Source organism: Azospira sp. I09 (assembly GCF_009177135.1).
GTDB lineage: Bacteria > Pseudomonadota > Gammaproteobacteria > Burkholderiales > Rhodocyclaceae > Azospira > Azospira oryzae.
The window spans coordinates 50,254-67,765 of record NZ_AP021845.1 but is presented as its reverse complement, the minus strand read 5'-3'; the positions used below and the strand labels follow the sequence as shown (position 1 = coordinate 67,765).

The following is a 17,512-nucleotide window of genomic DNA, read 5'->3' as shown; positions in this document are numbered from 1 at the left end:
TCTTGCGGCTACGCCGAAGACAAGCCGCCAAAGCGCTCGTAGAAGGACTTTTCGGCATCCGGCATAGACGGATTGGGACCGTTCATAAACTCGGTGATGTAGTGCTCGGACAGAGGCAACAGCGCCTGATAGATTTGACGCGCCAGCTCAAGAGCTTTGACGCCCTTCCACCCCTTTGGCAGTAAACTCGACGGCAATTGGGGATCCATGATTCTGATCCGCCGAAGATCGTGCATCATGCATAGCCGTAGTGCAAAGGCCTCGGCCGAGCGCATGGAAGGGGCCTTCGACAACCACTCCAATACACGTGAGTAGCGTTCCTTGAAGGCTGCATAGCGGTCAGCCACGGTGGAGAGATCCCAGGCGCGACCGACCACCTCCTTGATCGTGCCATTCATCGGACATTGCTTTTCTGTTCCCACGAAACAAACAACTTCTTTCTCCAAGATTGATCCTGCGCAACAAAGCATGTTGTCACCCTCCATTTGCGGTCGGATGAACACGTTTTCGCAGATACGGCCATAGCCGGCCCATTGCAGATCCATCGACGCCTGCACGTAAGCATCATGATCCAGATTCCAGTTCTTTGCGATCAGAATGCTCCACAAACCGGTCCATGTAGCGTCCGGACACTGGTAAACACGCCGAAGAGGAACCTCGGCTCGCAATGAGCCTCGTTCTGAGAGCCGGAAGATTGAACGACGACCGTGAGCTTCGCTGACCAACCATCCCTCTGTGACTAATCGATTCACTGCGGACCGGATGGCTTGCTCGGAAATTCCTACTAAGCCCGCTGCATCTACAAGGCTGCCCAGGGCTACCTCACCGCCATGAGGTTTGATGACGTCGCAAAAAATTGTCACGACCATCGATCTTGCTCGCGTTGGCTCTGCAGACCAATTCTTGAGCCAAGATTCAATAGATTTCATAGGTTCCAAGGGTACTGTTATGCGATATTCGCCGCCTATATTCGCATTTAAGTAGAAATACGGAAACCTATAATTCATTGCATGCTTACGAAACCTTTCCCGCCAATTAGCTGCCTTTCTCCTCTTTCGGGCGAGGTTTGCGCGCTAGTGTAAGATCTGCCTGCAATTGCTCAACTGCCTGGCGTAGCTCACCCAGTTCCTCAGCCTGGGACGTGCTCCTGCTGACTGCCTCCTGCCGGTGCTGGTCAGCCGTCTCATATCGAACTCGCATTGTCGTGGCCTCCTGTTGGGCCGCCTGGAGCCGAGTCATGGCGTCATCAAGACGAACCTTGGCCTCCGTCAGTGCGTCCTCCTGTACCTTCCTGGCGGCCGTCCCAGCCACGTTCTCTGCCCGCAGCCGTCCAACTTCTTCGCGTAGCACAGCCAAATCCTCACGGACAGCAGCCGTTTCTTCTCGAGACTTATCCAGTTGATCCGTCAGCCGCTGCGTTTCCTTGCGGCTCGCCAGGCGTTCGTTATCCAACTGCTGCATCAGGCGATGGGTTTCCTGTCGATGTTGCTCGGTCGCCTGTTCCAGCGTGCGATTGGCGGCCTCAAGAGAGGCAAATTGCCGCTGAAGCTCGGCATCTTTGCCTTCGATGGTCTTCTGGTGAGCCGCCACTTTGCCCGATTCCTCGGCAAGCTTGCGTTCTGCCTCGTTGAGGCTCGCCTTCAGTTCGCTGGCCCTGGATTGAACAGCCGAGAGTTCGCCTTCAGCGCGCACCCGGAGTTGGTCGGCGGCCAGTGCGGAATCCCGCGCTTCCTGGATGGACGATTCGATTTCCCGTGCTCTCGCATCCAGCGCCGCCGCTCGGTCAGCCATCTCCTCGGCGGCAATCTGGCGAGCAACGGCCACCATGTCACCCAAGGCCTTGTCGATGACCGGCACAAAAGCCGCCGGAACGCCGTCGACCGTCCGCTCGGGCACCTGGAGAGTCTTGGACATCGACGTCCAGAAGTCGTTGATGAGGTTCTGGACGAGTTCATTGCCCCCTTTCCGTCCGATATAGCGGTCGGTGGCCAGCAGCTCCTGGACAGTCGGGCGGGAAGGGCGCTCGCCACGGCTCAAAATCTCGTAGCAGGCCCTACGCACATGATCGAAGGTCACCCCGGAATCGCGGCTCATGCCCGATCCTCCGCGCGAATTAGATCGATAACCCGCCCCCGCGAGAGGTTCATGGCCGAGCGGAAATCGACAGTCTTCAGGAGCTTGGGGATGGCGTCCTCAAAGGACAGGGGCGCCAATGATCGAATCCGGTACTCGGCGACCCAGAGGCGATCCAAGCAGTTGGCGTAGAGCTGGTTGATCAGTTCAACCGGTTCCAATTCGGGGGAATCGCAGAGGATGAAGCGACTGCCCGGGTTGATCAACAGCGCAGCGGCCGGGGCGTCATCCCCGGGAGCAGGATCCTGAATCGCCAAGCGCAGCTGAGCCTTTGGGTAGTTGGCCACCAGTCCCATCACTGCACCAACTGGACCTATCCCGTGAGCTGCGGGCATTCGGGTGTAAAGCCGGGGCACAACACCAAACACGTCGTCCTGCAGCCCAACTCCAAGACCGCCCAACACCCGGGTCAGATTTTCCACCCGCACAGGGTCGGCTTTCGATCGGAAGTCCGGCCAGGACTCCTCCAGGGCGTCCTCCAGGAAATGCTCGCCGATCGGCTGACCGATCAGGGCCGAGTAGTCGGCGAGCTGGCGCAGGGACCAGCCCAGGTAGGCGATGGCCACAGCGATCTCAGACCTGATTTGCGGCACGCGGACGGGGGTGTTGGACACGATATCTCCTTGAGGGTCGGCCGGGAATCGTGAAAAAATCCCCGTTTCCTCTCTAACTATCTGATTCAGATTCGAGAATCCGAAAATCATCTGACAAAGTATCAACCTTGCGTCGGAAATCCAGCACGTAATCACCGAAACGATTGATGTGCTCCAGCCGGTATGGGGCCAGTCCAGCTAGGACCTCCTGATTGATTACAGCCCCTTCGGCTTGGAGTTGCTTCAGCACCCGGCTCATCCCCACCACGTTGTGCAAGATGACTAGGTTGGCGACCAGATGGTTGTATTTGATGATCTTGCGCTGTTCATGGCGCAGGTTTTCGGCAATCACCCCATCTCCGCCGAAGAAAAGTTTTTTGGCGAAACCGTTGAATTGCTCCGATTTGTTGGTTTCCGCCTGAATGAGTCGGCGTAGTTCGACGTTGCCAACGTATTTCAGCAGGAATATGGATCGAATTACCTTGCCCAGTTCCTTGAAGGCGAAATACAGCTTGTTCTTTCGGCTGTAAGTCCCAAGGCGACGCAGGATGGCTGAGGCCGAAATCTTCCCGAGCTTGATGGATACGGCCACACGCAGCATGTCCGGCAGATGTGTCTCAATCATCTGCCAATTGATGTCGTCACTGAACAGCCGGTCGATATGGGTGAATTTCTTGTTGCTATCTGGCCGATGGAACACCAGATCCTTGATGCCTCGGATGCGCGGCATCAGCTTGATGCCCAACAGGTGGGAAAGCGCAAACACCGTGTAGCTCTGGGCTTGGGTATCACCATGGATGGTGTCAGGCTGGATATCCGATGTATTGCTCATCAACCCATCGAGGATATGTGTACCTTCGTAGGTGCCACAGGAAATGAAGTGACTGAACAGTGCAATGAACTTGTCGGAGACATGGTAGTAACCGATACCGCCATAACCGCCGTAGCGGATGTGATGTTCGGAAATCAGGTTCTGCTCGTAGAGGTTCCATTTCGTACCGTCAGCCGAGGCATGCTTGCCTGATCCCCAGTAGCCGGGCAACTCGAACTTGTTGTAGGCGTTGATGACCTTGACGATGGCCTTTTCCAGCACCTCCTCCGTCACGTACTTGATGTTGACCCAGGCAATCTGCTTGCGGCTCATGCCCCGAATCGAGCGCGCCGTCTGGGTTGGCCCGAGGTTGCAGCCATAACAGAACAATGTACTGATGACCCGCGGGCGCAATTCCTCGATCCGGCTTTCGGTGCCCATCAAGGGCCGGAATAGTTTATGTAATTGCAGCCAACGCTCGGTGTCGATCAGTACATCGACGATACTGATGTTCTCCATGTGCTCAGTGATCAGCTGGTCGATCGTCCTGATGCCGGGCGGCGGCTCACTGGTAGGAGGTTTTTTCAAGATCAGCCGGCCATCGACGATTTCGGCATAGGCATTTTCTGGGAACTCGGCAGCGACGGCGTCTGCCGTCTCCAGCAATGCTGCCTTTAATGACTCGGTAAAGGCCCTGGAGTCAGTTTCGACACCCGTGACCTCGCCGTACTGCGCCAATTCGCGACTCAGCGTGTCATCGTCTACCAGTTGTTCCCGATAGTCGTCGTAACGTTCTCCATGCAGGATGAACAGGTCACCCGATTTCAGTTCATCGCGGATCGCATACAGGACCGCCAGTTCAAAGTAACGGCGGTTGATGGCAACGATCTGACCATCGGCGCGCTCGGAAATGACCAATTTCCGCCAGGCTGCGGGTAGCCACAGAAAGTCCTCCTCGGCATTCAGCCCGATCAGCGACAACGGAATGATTTCATGCCGGGTGCCGCGTAGCACCTGAAGCGCTTTCATCATCCGGATCAAGGTGTCGTCCTCGCTACTGCTCTGCGGATTGACGATTTCGATGCAGTTCAGCAGCTGGGCGCGAACCATCTTGTAGGGTTGGATGAGGAACGGCAGGTGATTGCGTCCGGCGTAGGCCATGTGCTCATCACAGATCGCCACCAGGTCGTTGACCTCGGCGATCAGACTGCCACCGATGGCCTCCACCCGTTGATGATCCGTGCCGTTGATCCGGTAGGCCAACAATATTTCTTTCAACTGGCCGACCAGACGATCTGTTTGCTGCAGATGTTCCTGCTGGTATTCGCCCAACTTGTTGCGCGCCTGATTGTCCAGGTTCTGGAGCATGCGGACGAACAGGTCGGCCGCATCGTCAAGCGTCTGGGCAAATTGCGAGCGAATGTAGATGACGGCCAGCGCATAGCGCTTCTGGGGCTTCAACTCGGCCATTGCTGTCGCATCGAGCGAACGGGCAATGTAACGGTACTGCTTGAGTTTAGGAACAGGAATGTCCGGTGTGGGAAGTTGGTCGACCAGGAGCTGGAGCCTGCGGATATGCTGAAGATAAGAACGGGTTTCCTTGTTGGTCGGCTTCTTCGGTTCCCGCTTGAGCAGGTTCCAAGTGCTGCTGTTCTCTCCCAACTTGACCTTAAACAGGCCGTCAACCAAGGCTTTCACCTTGGTATCAAGTTGGTCGGCAATACTCGCAAAATGAACGTCGTAAATCTTTTCCCTTGCCTGGATACCCAACCGATCGAGCGTGGAGAAACCGGGCAACTCGTAGCGATGATGCACTAATTCTTCAAGCATCACGTTGATGATGTCGGCCACCACATGCCGGCTGTCCGCAGCGGTTTCTGCCACGTGCCGCAACCAGGCGCGCCCCTGATCGTCCAGCGGACGAACATTCAGATAGCGTCGCAAGGCAGTAATCAGGGTGGTGCGCGCCGTCGTTCGGTCGAACTGACGAAGCTCATCAGTCCTGGCCGGGCGATACCCCGTTTGAGCCACAATGTGCTGGCGAATCATGGACGGGACATCCCTAATGTGGACGAAGTACCCAAGACGCTGAAACAGCTTCAGGTAGATGAATGCTGCCGAGCGGGCAATGGGACGCTTGACGGTCTTGTCGATGAATGCGATTTCATCGGGCGTCAGGGTATAAATCTCGTCGAGATCCTGTTCCGATGGGTCCGCCTTCAGGCGGGGATAGGCGGTCTCGTGAAGCTGGGTCATGCAGCCTCAGTCCCAGTGCCTGCCGGTGGCTGGGTCACGGCAAACTGCCTCCAGGAAGCACTCACGGGCATCGGCAATGCGATGGAGTTCGTCGAGCAAGGTGTAGAGATGGTCGTCCAGGATATCGGTCGAGGGCGTCGGGACAGCAATCTGATATCGACGGCCCTCCTGATCCAAGGGCTGTGCCTGAAACCTGGAAAGGCTGGTACTCGTCATGTCCCGCAAGGCGTTAGCGACGGCACGATGGCTGCCATTGAAAGCTGATAGATCGAGGGAAACCTCGATCGTGGTAAAAGCAACCTCGGGCAGGCTGGGCAATTGCGGCGCCGAAACGGGCGGCGTTTCCGGCAGTGCCCGATCCAGGCCTTGCTCGAATCGCGCTTTCTGGTCGATGCTGACCCCATCGAGATAGCGCATGGCGGCCTTCACGTCGCGCCAGCCCACGTAATTCATCAACTCCCGAATATCCCAACCACTCATCCCGGCCCACTGAGCAAACCCGCGGCGCAATGAGTGGCTGCTGAAGGCTTCGGCGTCGGCCACGCCCGCTTGGCTCAGTAACTTCCGAAGCATGGGAATGATGCTGCTCGGCGTTAGCTCAACGCCTGATAGATGACCCCAGCGATCGATTTTGCGGAATAGCGGACCGGTCGTCAGTTTGGATAATGCGAGCCAGTCTTCGACGGCCTCGAGTGGGCACAGTCGGGACAACGCCGGGCAGGAGAAGCTTCGCCCATCCAGGTTGCGATCTCCTTTGCTGCGAGGCAAGAAACAGGTCAGCCCCTCACCGGGCTTGATCTCGATGAATTCGATGCGAAGGTTGGCCAGTTCGTCGGAGCGGAACCCGCGCCAGAATCCAAGCAGAATCAGCGCTCGATCTCGGGTGTGCCGCAGGGCGCTGGCTGAATCGCCCCGGCTGACCGCCGTTGCGGTGGCCGCTACCAGCCAGTCGGAGACCCCGTTCAATATCTCCAGTTCCAGCGGCTTGGCCCGCTTTTCCCGGGCGGGATGAAGTGTTCGGATGCCTTTGAGCAATTGCCGGATTTTTGGCGCCTTGGTCGGATCCTGGAAGCCATGATCCTGGTGCCAGCGCGACAGTGCCGCGAGACGGTGTTTCAGCGTATTCAGCGATAGCGATTCGGCGTAAGCAGCAAGATAACGGACCATCGAATCGATGGTGGCCGGCAACAAGCCTCCCCACTCGACCTCGAAGTGCTGGATGGCGGACGCATAGCTGCGTCGGGTGTTGGCCCGTTCGGCCGCATCAAGGTAAAGCGAGACCTGATCACTCATATCTGATTCGTCAACAAATGAAATTGCTCACATTGAAACAGAATTTGTAGCGCTTAATCCCAAGCTAAAGCCCCACCGGTCTGGTACTCGGTAACTCTCGTTTCGAAAAAATTCTTTTCCTTCCTCAGATTGGCCTGCTCGTCGAGCCAGGGCAGGACGTTTTCGGCGCCCAGGAAAGGTTCTTCAACGCCCACCTGCCGCGCCCGCCGATTGGCGATGAAGCGGAATTGCTGGACGTGCAGTTCGGCGTTGTAGCCGAGGATGGGCTCGCGCAGGATGTAGCCGGCGTAGGCCGTTTCGGCCGCTTCCGCTTCGTCCCACAGGGTGCGTAGCGCCTGCGGATCGAGTTCAAGGCCCTCTTCCTTGAGCAGTTCTCGCACGACGCGGATACCGAAGGCGCAGTGCAGGACTTCGTCGCGCATGATGTATTGCAGTTGCTCGGCGGCCCCCTTCATCAGGCCGCGCCGTTGCAGCGCGAAGATGGGCGTGAAGCCGTTGTAGAACCAGCAGCCTTCGAAAATCACCGCGAAGAAGAAATAAGAGAGCGCGAATTCGTGCAGGTTGGCGCGATCGGTGAGGTCGAAATCGGAGCGCAGTACCTTCTCCAGCCGGCGGTTGGCCAGCGCGATCTTGCCATGGATTTCAGGCACGACGCGGTAGCGGTTGTAGATTTCTTGCTGGTCGAGGCCGATGCTTTCGATGCAGTGCTGGTAGGTCCAGGTGTGCAGCGCTTCTTCATAGACCTGCCGGGCCTGGTAGATCTGCAGCTCGGGCGCGCTCATCTTCTCCATCACCGCCAGGCCGATGTTGCGCATGGCCAGGATGTCGGAGGTGGTCAGGTAGGCCAGCACGTTCTCGAAAACGTGGCGTTCGGCCGGGCTGAGCTTGTGGTGGTAGTCGTGCACGTCCTGCGCCATGCTGATTTCGAGCGGCGTCCAGTGGTTGCGGTTGGCCTTGAGGAAGAATTCCCAGGCCCACGGGTATTTGAAGGGTGCGAGCTGGTTGATGTCGGCCTTGCCGTTGACGATGCGTTTGTCGGCGGCGTTGATCGCCGACTGCGCGGCAGCCGGCGGCGGACTGCTGCGGTGCGCATCGGTTTTTGGCAAATTTTCACTGGGTACCTCAGTAGTGGGCTGGGCGGCAGCTGTGGCGGTGAATGCGGTGACTTGAGATGGGGTTTCCCAGTCATCGAAGAGGTATGCGGCAGTCATTGGGATATTCCGGATAAGAGTGTTGGAAAGGGGGCTCAACCGTTGCGTACGGTGACGCCGGGCAGGACGGCTGCGGCGGCGGCAAGCAAGGCGGGCGGCAACGATGCAGGCAGGCCGTCCCGGCGACACGCCTGTAGGACGAACTGCGTGATCTCATGCGCGGCCATTTGCCGGGCCATGCGATGAACGGCGTCGGCGTCGACCAAATCAGCATCGATGGTGCAGCGGATTTCATACGGCGTGCCGGCTTCCAGGAGCAGGGACAACGACCGAGCAGCAGCTTCGCCGGAGCCGCCGCCTGTGATGCGTCGGTAGTCCTCGAAGGGACCTTTGACGTCGAAACCCACCCAGTCGAGGAGTGGCAGCGCCGCCGCCAGGCGTTCCGGGTAGATGCCGGCAGTGTGCAGTCCGGTGGCGAAACCGAGGGTGCGGACCTCGCTGAGGGCCTGTACGAGGCCACGCTGCAGCAGGGGTTCTCCGCCGCTGAAGACGACACCATCAAGGAGACCGCGGCGGGTAGTCAGCCAGGCGCGGACGTCCTGCCAGCCGCGTTCTCCGCTGCCGCAGGAGTGCAGGTGCGCGTTATGGCAGTAGCCGCAACGCCACGGACAGCCTTGGCAGAAGATCACGGCGGCCAGACGGCCGGGGAAATCGATGGTGGTGAATGGCGTCAGGCCGCCCACCACCAGTTCGGCCTCAGCCATGCAGCGTGCGCTCGCCGCCGGGCTCGGCAAAATGGCAGCGTTCCTTGTGTTCGGCCTGCTTGCCGGGGTTGAACTCGGAAACGGGGCGGTGGTAGCCCATGACGCGGGTCCACACCTCGCAGCGCTGGCGTTCGTGGTCCTGCAGGGGCGAAACGGTTGTCTTGTCGGACATGGCATTCTCCTTACGTGGTGGGTGAATCAATGGGCGGTGCGCCGGGCAAGCAGTTCCTCGTCGCACTTCGGGCAGAACTCGTGCTCGCCGGCGAGATAGCCGTGCTTCGGGCAGATCGAGAAGGTCGGCGTCACCGTGATGTAGGGCAGGCGGAAGCGGGAGAGGGCTGTGCGTACCAGTTGTCGGCAAGCGGCCGGGGTAGAAATGCGCTCCCGCATATACAGGTGCAGCACGGTGCCACCTGTGTAGCGGGTCTGCAGTTCGTCCTGCCGCATCAGTGCCTCGAAGGGGTCGTCGGTGAAGCCCACCGGCAGCTGCGAGGAGTTGGTGTAGTACGGCTTCTCGGCGGTGCCGGCCTGAATAATCGCGGGCCAGCGCTTCTTGTCTTCCTTGGCAAAACGGTAGGTAGTGCCTTCGGCCGGCGTCGCTTCCAGGTTGTAGAGATTGCCAGTGGACTCCTGGTAGTCGCGCATTTTGTCGCGCAGGCGGTCGAGGAGGCGCAGGGCCAGGGCATGACCTTCGGGATGGGTGATGTCGGCCCTGCCGCCGGTGAAGTTACGCACCATTTCGTTAATGCCGTTTACACCGATGGTCGAGAAATGGTTGCGCAGGGTGCCGAGGTAACGCTTGGTGTAAGGGAAAAGCCCGGCGTCCATCAGCCCCTGGACGACCTTACGCTTGATCTCCAGGCTGTCGCGGGCCATGTCGGCGAGGCGGTCGACGCGGGCCATCAGCGCCGCCTCGTCGCCGGCATGGAGATGGCCGAGGCGGGCGCAGTTGATGGTCACCACACCGATGGAGCCGGTCTGCTCGGCGGAACCGAAGAGGCCGTTACCGCGCTTCAGCAGTTCGCGCAGGTCGAGCTGCAGGCGGCAGCACATTGAGCGCACGTGGTTCGGCTTCATGTCCGAGTTGAGGAAATTCTGGAAGTAGGGCAGGCCGTACTTGGCGGTCATCGCGAACAACCGCTCGGCGTTCTCCGACTCCCACGGGAAATCCTCGGTGATGTTGTAAGTCGGGATGGGGAAGGTGAAGGCCCGGCCCCGCCGGTCGCCAGCTGTCATCACCTCGATGTAGGCGCGGTTGATCAGGTCCATCTCAGCCTGCAGCTCGCCGTAGGCGAAGGGCATCTCTTGGCCGCCGATAACCGGCACCTGTTCGCGCAGATCCTGCGGGCAAACCCAGTCGAAGGTCAGATTGGTGAAGGGCGTCTGCGTTCCCCAACGGGATGGCACGTTGAGGTTGTAGATGAACTCCTGCATGCCTTGGCGCACCTGCTCGAAGGACAGGCCATCCTTTCTGACGAAGGGCGCCAGATAGGTGTCGAAAGAACTGAAGGCCTGCGCACCGGCCCACTCGTTCTGCAAAGTGCCGAGGAAATTCACCATCTGCCCGAGGGCGCTGGAGAAGTGTTTCGGCGGGTCGGCTTCCGGTTTGCCGGGCACGCCGTTGAAACCCTCGTACAGCACCTGGCGCAGCGACCAGCCGGCACAGTAGCCGGACAGCATGTCGAGGTCGTGGATGTGGATGTCGGCATCACGGTGGGCTTGGCCGATTTCTGGTGGATAGACGTGGGACAGCCAGTAGTTGGCGACGACCTTGCCGGAGACGTTGAGGATCAGCCCGCCCAGCGAATAGCCCTGGTTGGCGTTGGCCCGCACCCGCCAGTCGGCGCGGTCGACGTACTCGTCGATGGCAGCCGCGACATCGACCAAGGTCCGCCGATCCTCGCGCAACCGGCGGTGCTGGTCGCGGTAGGCGACGTAGGCGCGGAAGGTGGCCAGGTGATTGGCATCGACCAATGTCTGCTCGACGATGTCCTGGATCTGCTCGATAGTCGGCGCCGAGCCGCCATGGCGATGGCGCAGCACCTTGAGGACGCGAGCGGCGAGGAGCTCGGCCTCGTCGTCGTCGAACTCGCTGCTGGCGGCTCCGGCGCGCGCCAGAGCCGAGGCAATTCGCCGTGCCTCGAAAGGCACATCGGAACCGTCGCGGCGGACGACGCGGGTCGGCAAGGCCGGCGCGAGCGGACGCAGCGCGGAAGGGAGGGATTCGGTCAGGTTCATTGGCAGGCCTCGCAGTCAGGATTGTCAATGGAGCAGAACTTGGGTTCTTCTTGAACCACCGAATCATCCCGCCCACCGGCCTTCTCGGCCTGGCTGGCACCGAGCGTGCGCAGGTAGTAGGTCGTCTTCAGGCCACGGACCCAGGCGAGCTTGTACAGTTCGTCGAGTTTCTTGCCGGACGGCAGCGCCAGGTAGAGGTTGAGCGACTGGGCCTGGTCAATCCATTTTTGACGGCGGGCAGCGGCCTCGATGAGCCATTTGGGGTCGATTTCAAAAGCTGTCGCGTAGCGCGCCTTCAACTGCTCCGGTACGCGATCGATGCGGGCCAGCGAGCCATCGAAATATTTGAGGTCGGCGACCATCACTTCATCCCACAGGTCGAGCGCTTTGAGATCGCGTACCAGCGCTTCGTTGACCACGGTAAATTCGCCGGACAGGTTCGATTTGACGTAGATGTTCTGATACGTTGGCTCGATGCTGGCCGATACGCCGATGATGTTGGAAATGGTCGCTGTCGGCGCGATAGCCACGCAGTTCGAGTTGCGCATGCCGTACTGCTTGATGCGTTTGCTCAGAGCGTCCCAGTCCAGGCGGCTGTCGGTGTTCAATTCGAGGTAACCGCCGCGCTCTTTCTGCAAGAGCGCAAGGGAATCCAAGGGCAAGATGTCCTGGTCCCACAAGCTGCCGGTGAAGCTCGAGTATCTGCCGCGTTCTTTCGCCAGTTCGGTCGAGGCCCAGTAGGCCTGGTAGCAGACGGCTTCCATGCTGCGGTCAGCGAAGTCGACGGCATCCTGCGAGGCGTAGGGCAAACCTAGGGCATACAGGCAGTCGGCGAAACCCATGATGCCCAGGCCAACCGGGCGGTGGCGCAGGTTGGCGTTGCGCGCCTTGGGCGTAGCGTAGAAGTTGATGTCGACGACGTTGTCCAGCATGCGCATAGCCGTCTGGATGGTCTTCGCCAGCTTGGCCTGGTCAAGTTCGCCATCTTTCAGGTGGGCGAGCAGGTTGACCGAGCCCAGGTTGCAGACGGCCGTTTCCGAATCCGAGGTGTTCAGGGTGATTTCGGTGCACAGGTTGGAGCTATGCACGACACCGACATGCTGCTGCGGGGAGCGCAGATTGCAGGCATCCTTGAAGGTAATCCACGGGTGCCCGGTTTCGAACAGCATGGTCAGCATCTTGCGCCACAGTTGCACCGCCGGAATCTTCTTGTGTAGCTTGAGCTGGCCGGCGGTGGCCTTAGCCTCGTAGGCGACATAGGCCGCTTCGAACTCGCCTCCGAACTTGTCGTGCAGGTCCGGCACATCGACTGGCGAGAACAGGGTCCACTCGGCATTCTCATGCACCCGCTTCATGAAGAGGTCGGGAATCCAGTTGGCGGTGTTCATGTCGTGCGTGCGACGGCGTTCGTCACCAGTGTTCTTCCGGAGATCGAGGAATTCCTCGATGTCGAGGTGCCAGGTTTCCAGGTAGGCGCAGACGGCGCCCTTGCGTTTGCCGCCCTGGTTCACCGCCACCGCCGTGTCGTTCACCACTTTCAGGAAGGGAATGACGCCCTGACTCTGCCCGTTGGTGCCCTTGATGCGGCTACCCAGGGCGCGTACTGGCGTCCAGTCGTTGCCGAGGCCGCCGGCGTATTTCTGTAGCAGCGCATTTTCCTTGATCGACTGATAGATGCCTTCCAGGTCGTCGGCTACCGTGGTCAGGTAGCACGACGAGAGCTGCGAGTGCAGCGTACCGCTGTTGAACAGGGTGGGCGTCGAGCACATGAAATCGAAGCTGGAAATCAGATCGTAGAACTCGATGGCACGGGCTTCTCGATCGATTTCGTTCAAAGCCAGGCCCATGGCGACGCGCATGAAGAAGATTTGCGGTAGCTCGATGCGCTTGCCTTCGATGTGCAGAAAATAGCGGTCATACAGCGTCTGCAAGCCGAGATAGCCGAACAGCTTATCTCGTTCGGGCTTCAGGGCCGCCGCCAAGCGCTCCAAGTCATAGCTCTTCAGGCGCGGGTCGAGCAGTTCGGCGCCGATCCCTTTCTGGATGAAGGTCGGCAGGTATTCTGCATAGGTTTGCTGTAGGGCCTCGGGTGCCACTGGGTGGCCGAAGATTTCGGTGACCAGGCTGGCCAGCAGCAAGCGAGCAGTGGCGAAATCGTAGCCCGGTTCGCGTTCAATCAGCGTGCGCGCTGAGAGAATCAGCGCCTGTTGCACATCGGCCATGCTCACGCCGTCGTAGAGGTTCTTCAGGGCGTGGTCGAGAATCAGTTGCGCGGAAATCTCGCCGGAGATGCCAGCACAAGCGGCTTCGCAGATTTTGAGCAAGGCTGCGGTGTCGAGTGGGCGGCGTTCGCCATGAATCATGACGTGCAGCGTTATTCCGTGCGCCTCAGCGAGTTGTGAGGACTGCTCTGCCCGCTCGGTCGCCCGCCGTTCCCGGTAAAGCACATAGGCGCGAGCCACGTCGTGTTCGCCGGAACGCATCAGCGCCAGTTCGACCTGATCCTGGATGTCCTCGATATGCACGGAGCCGCCGTCGGGTAGGCGACGGGTGAGAGAGCGGAGCACCGTATCGGTAAGTTGGGTCACCACTTCGCGCACCCGAGACGACACTGCGCTTTGGCTGCCTTCAACTGCCAGGAAGGCCTTAGTGAGGGCGACGGTAATTTTTTCCGGGTCGAAGGGAACGACGGCGCCGTTGCGGCGAATGACTTGCAGGGCTGCAATGGAAAAATCGAATTTGTCTCGGTCCATGGTTACGTCCTTAGGAGGGGAATTGCTAGAAAGAGGTTGAAGATTCCGGGGGTAAGGGAATTGGGTGGCCATCGTCATCGACGGCAACGAAGACGAAGTCGGTGCGGGTGCATAGGCGCTGCTCACCGGCCTGCGGGCATTCGGCGGTCATGGCGGTGGAAACCGTCAGCGAGGTCCGTCCGATCGCCGTGACGCGGGCCGTGGTTTCGACGATGTCCCCGACGCGCGCTGGCGCCACAAAATCGAGCGTCTTGCTCGACGCCATCACGACGGACTGCCGTGCCCGGCGGCTAGCGGCCACAAGTGCGGCCTTGCCCAGCCAGTCCAACGCGAAACCGCCGTGCAGAATGCCGCGATGATCGGTTTGTCCTGGAAACACGATTTCGACGACGCGAACAACACGAGGATCATCATCGGACTGAAGTAGCCGCACCGGCTCGGCAACCGCATCGCCTTCCTGCCCGACCATCACGAAACGACCGGATAGGCAGGAGGTGCGTTTCCCCGTCAGCATGTCTTCGGCCACCAGTTCGGCCTCGATCTCCACAGACCGGCGTCCGGCTTTAACGATTTTTCCGTCAACCTCGGCCAAGTGCCCGACGGGCACAGGTGCGCGAAAATCTGTTTCTGAGAGTGCCGCCGTCACCACTGTTCGTCGGAGAAAGCGGCTGGCCATGACAAAGGCAAACTTGTCCATCATGGCCAGCGCAGCCCCGCCAAAAAGCGTACCGTGGTGGTTCGCCTGGCCAGGAAAAACAACGTCAACGAGCCTGAACAGGCCGGAGAGTTGGGAAACGTCGTCTGCTACAGGAAGGGGGGTTTCGCTTGCCAACTGCCATCTCCGCTGTGACGAGCGGGGATGGCATACCCTGGCCCTAGAGCCAAGACAGCAGCGACAGTTTGCGGAACACGCATGTTCAACCTCACGTCAGGGACACCCCGCCCCAATTGAAAAAAAGACATATCGGGGCAGGTCTCCTGACTCTCGGGTCATCGCGCTTCTCCAGCCTTCCCGGAAAACCCAGTGGCATCGTTTGGCGAAGCGCTCGCCGATTACAGTTGCGGGGGCAGTCCCGGGTTTCCAGCCATCGGCCGGGCACCGGGTTCCCTTTTTAATCCCTCGTAGGGGAACCTTCGATGCTTGAAAGTCTAGTTTTTGGGGAATGCTCTGTCAAGGGGTATCTACTATATCTAGTCAACAAAAATTAGATTGGCACTACATATAGTATGTTGTGAACTTTGGCTTTAAGTGACTCCAAGCATGACCACGTACTCCTTCGCTCATTAACAGGAGCAGTGGGAGTTGGCGGCGGCAGGCTGTAATAATGTATAATTGATCCGTTTCAGGTGCTGCGGCCAACGTTCGTTGGTCGCGGTTAAACGGGAAAGCGGTGCGTCTCCTTGCGAGACTAACCCGCTGCTGCCCCCGCAACGGTAAGCGAGTGCGGGCGCGCCACAATGCCACTGGGTTCATCCTGGGAAGGCGGCGCGTCAAGACTTGCGAGCCCGGAGACCGGCCTGCGACAACAAGCGAAAGTGCTACGGGGAGGTGGCACCGGCTGTTGTTGTGGCCTGTTATTTCCCCTCGCACTGTTTATTCATATACGCCGGCATGCGGGGACGCCTGTCGGAGAGGGGAAAACAATGCATACCCGCCTAAAGCCTCTGGCAGCGTTGCTGCCGCTATTGTTTGTTGGTGATCTTTACGCTCAGCAGGCACTTGATCCAGTTGTTGTCACTGCCACCCGTCAGGAAACCCGTGTTTCCGAAGTTCTGGCAAACGTAACTGTCATCGACCGCGAAGAGATTGAGCGTAATGCGGCAAGTACGGTGATTGACCTGCTGTCCCGCCAGTCCGGTATCCAGGTTGCTACCAGCGGCGGACCTGGTACCACTGCCAGTCTCTATATGCGGGGGGCCCGTCCTGACCAAACCAAGATTCTGGTCGATGGTCTGCCCATCAACTCGATCGATTTGGCTGGGTCGCCCCTACGCTACATCCCCCTTGCCAACGTCGAGCGCATCGAAATTCTGCGCGGCCCCGGCTCCACTATGTACGGAGCCGATGCTATCGGCGGCGTCATCCAGATTTTTACGCGCCAAGGCACCCCGGGTCTGAAGGCTGATGGATTTATTGGTTACGGCACTCAAAACACTTTCCAAGCCAACGCCGGTGTTTCCGGCGGCAATGAACAATGGCGTTTCCGCCTTGAAGCCAACCAGGCATCTACCGACAGTGTTTCTGCACAGAAAAATGCCACCAATCGTGATGCCGACAAGGACCCCTATCGCAACACTGGCGGGGCCGCTTCTTTGTCCTTCCTCCCCGCGCAAGGCCATGAAATTGGGTTCGTTTATCGCCAAAACGAAGGGCGTACCCATTACGACAGCGGGAATGTCCCGGCGAACGGCACCTTTGATGATTACGTCGATTTCCGAACCGAGCAATGGCAGCTATTCTCCCGCAATCGCATCACGGAAAACTGGACCAGCAAGCTCCAGTATGGTCAGACGACTGATTGGCAAAAGAACTACGCATCCTGGGCTCCTCAGGGAAGTGTCCTGAAAACGGAAAACAGTCTGCTGAGTTGGCAAAACGATATTGCACTTCCTCTTGGCAAGGCTTTGCTGGGTGCTGAGCACTTGGCTCAAAAGGCTTCCCCGAAGGACAGTTTTACTGGCGATGACTCCATTACCAACAATGCTATTTTCGCCGGCTGGAATGCCAATTACGAGCAGCACCGCTGGCAAATCAGCGGACGTAACGACGATCATTCCCAGTTTGGCAACAAGGGGACTTATGCCTTGGCCTATGGCTACCAGTTGACTCAGCAATGGAGACTGCAAGGCAGCTATGGCACCTCATTCAAGGCACCGTCGCTTTACCAGCTTTATGACCAATGGTCTGGCAATGCGAAACTGAAGCCTGAAGAGGGTAAGAACGCCGAGGCCGCAGTGGTATGGGAAACTGGAAACCAGACAGCGTCGGCAACCTATTACCACAATCGTGTCGAAAACATGATCGACTGGTCAGCCTCTACCTTCAAGTACCAGAACGTCTCACGGGCAAAGCTGGAGGGCGTAACGCTTGACTACAACGCCAGGTTTGGCGATTGGGGCGTACACGCTGCCTATGACTGGTTGAATGCCATTGACGAGGACACTGGATTCCAGCTTGGGCGTCGAGCCAAGAACAAAGCGCTGGTCGGCCTCTCCAAGACCTGGGGGCCGCTGGAAACCGGCGTCGAACTGGTTGGTGCCGGGAGCCGGTACAACACCAATACCGAAACGGGACGGATGGGGGGCTATGGTTTAGTTAATTTGACCGCTCGCTATGCCATTAACAAGACGTTGTCCGTGGAAGGACGTGTCAACAACCTGTTCGACAAGAACTACGAACTGGCACAAGGCTATAACACCCTTGGGTTCAATGCCTTCGTCGGTATCCGCTACACGCCGCAGTAACAACAGGACAGTACCGGCTGAATGTCAGCCGGTACTCCCGTTGTTGGAGCCCCAT

At 58.9% G+C, this 17,512-nt stretch carries 12 protein-coding genes and 2 riboswitches; of the genes, 1 reads left to right on the top strand and 11 read right to left on the bottom strand.

The features are described 5' to 3' along the window. Nucleotides 1–8: 8 nt before the first annotated feature. The 11 genes from AZSP09_RS17960 to AZSP09_RS17910 form a co-directional block, all read right to left on the bottom strand. Nucleotides 9–869 (bottom strand): PaaX family transcriptional regulator, encoded by an 861-nt coding sequence (locus AZSP09_RS17960; RefSeq protein ID WP_172974825.1) that lies wholly within the window; start codon nucleotides 867–869, stop codon nucleotides 9–11. 166 nt (nucleotides 870–1,035) lie between these two features. After that, nucleotides 1,036–2,094, bottom strand: a complete 1,059-nt coding sequence (locus AZSP09_RS17955) for a DNA-binding protein (protein ID WP_152090984.1) — start codon at nucleotides 2,092–2,094, stop codon at nucleotides 1,036–1,038. Further along, a complete protein-coding gene (locus AZSP09_RS17950; RefSeq protein ID WP_152090983.1) occupies nucleotides 2,091–2,747 on the bottom strand; it encodes a hypothetical protein in 657 nt (218 codons plus the stop codon). The genes AZSP09_RS17955 and AZSP09_RS17950 overlap by 4 nt, the downstream gene beginning before the upstream one ends. 52 nt (nucleotides 2,748–2,799) lie before the next feature. After that, nucleotides 2,800–5,793 carry a Tn3 family transposase gene (locus tag AZSP09_RS17945; protein WP_152090982.1) on the bottom strand — a complete coding sequence of 998 codons (2,994 nt, stop codon included), beginning with the start codon at nucleotides 5,791–5,793 and terminating at the stop codon, nucleotides 2,800–2,802. A 6-nt stretch (nucleotides 5,794–5,799) separates the two neighbouring features. Next, nucleotides 5,800–7,086 (bottom strand): site-specific integrase, encoded by a 1,287-nt coding sequence (locus tag AZSP09_RS17940; protein ID WP_152090981.1) that lies wholly within the window; start codon nucleotides 7,084–7,086, stop codon nucleotides 5,800–5,802. A gap of 53 nt (nucleotides 7,087–7,139) precedes the next feature. Continuing rightward, nucleotides 7,140–8,297, bottom strand: coding sequence for a ribonucleotide-diphosphate reductase subunit beta (locus AZSP09_RS17935; protein WP_152090980.1), 1,158 nt, complete (start codon nucleotides 8,295–8,297; stop codon nucleotides 7,140–7,142). Between the two features lie 35 nt (nucleotides 8,298–8,332). Further along, nucleotides 8,333–9,001 (bottom strand): anaerobic ribonucleoside-triphosphate reductase activating protein, encoded by a 669-nt coding sequence (locus AZSP09_RS17930; protein ID WP_152090979.1) that lies wholly within the window; start codon nucleotides 8,999–9,001, stop codon nucleotides 8,333–8,335. Further along, nucleotides 8,994–9,173, bottom strand: a complete 180-nt coding sequence (nrdD, locus tag AZSP09_RS20700; protein ID WP_152090978.1) for an anaerobic ribonucleoside-triphosphate reductase — start codon at nucleotides 9,171–9,173, stop codon at nucleotides 8,994–8,996. The genes AZSP09_RS17930 and nrdD overlap by 8 nt, the downstream gene beginning before the upstream one ends. Before the next feature lie 26 nt (nucleotides 9,174–9,199). Next, nucleotides 9,200–11,239: a ribonucleoside triphosphate reductase gene (locus AZSP09_RS17920; RefSeq protein WP_152090977.1), complete on the bottom strand. Its 2,040-nt coding sequence runs from the start codon at nucleotides 11,237–11,239 to the stop codon at nucleotides 9,200–9,202. Then, entirely contained in the window at nucleotides 11,236–13,992 is a 2,757-nt protein-coding gene (locus tag AZSP09_RS17915; protein WP_152090976.1) for a ribonucleoside-diphosphate reductase subunit alpha, read from the bottom strand. The genes AZSP09_RS17920 and AZSP09_RS17915 overlap by 4 nt, the downstream gene beginning before the upstream one ends. Nucleotides 13,993–14,017: 25 nt before the next feature. Next, a complete protein-coding gene (locus AZSP09_RS17910; protein WP_232058922.1) occupies nucleotides 14,018–14,824 on the bottom strand; it encodes an acyl-CoA thioesterase in 807 nt (268 codons plus the stop codon). A 119-nt stretch (nucleotides 14,825–14,943) separates the two neighbouring features. After that, nucleotides 14,944–15,144, bottom strand: a riboswitch (cobalamin riboswitch). A 176-nt stretch (nucleotides 15,145–15,320) separates the two neighbouring features. Further along, nucleotides 15,321–15,528: riboswitch (cobalamin riboswitch) on the top strand. A 108-nt stretch (nucleotides 15,529–15,636) separates the two neighbouring features. On the opposite strand from AZSP09_RS17910, the gene AZSP09_RS17905 reads away from it, so the two are divergent. Next, a complete protein-coding gene (locus AZSP09_RS17905) occupies nucleotides 15,637–17,457 on the top strand; it encodes a TonB-dependent receptor domain-containing protein (RefSeq protein WP_152090975.1) in 1,821 nt (606 codons plus the stop codon). The last annotated feature ends 55 nt before the right edge of the window (nucleotides 17,458–17,512 follow it).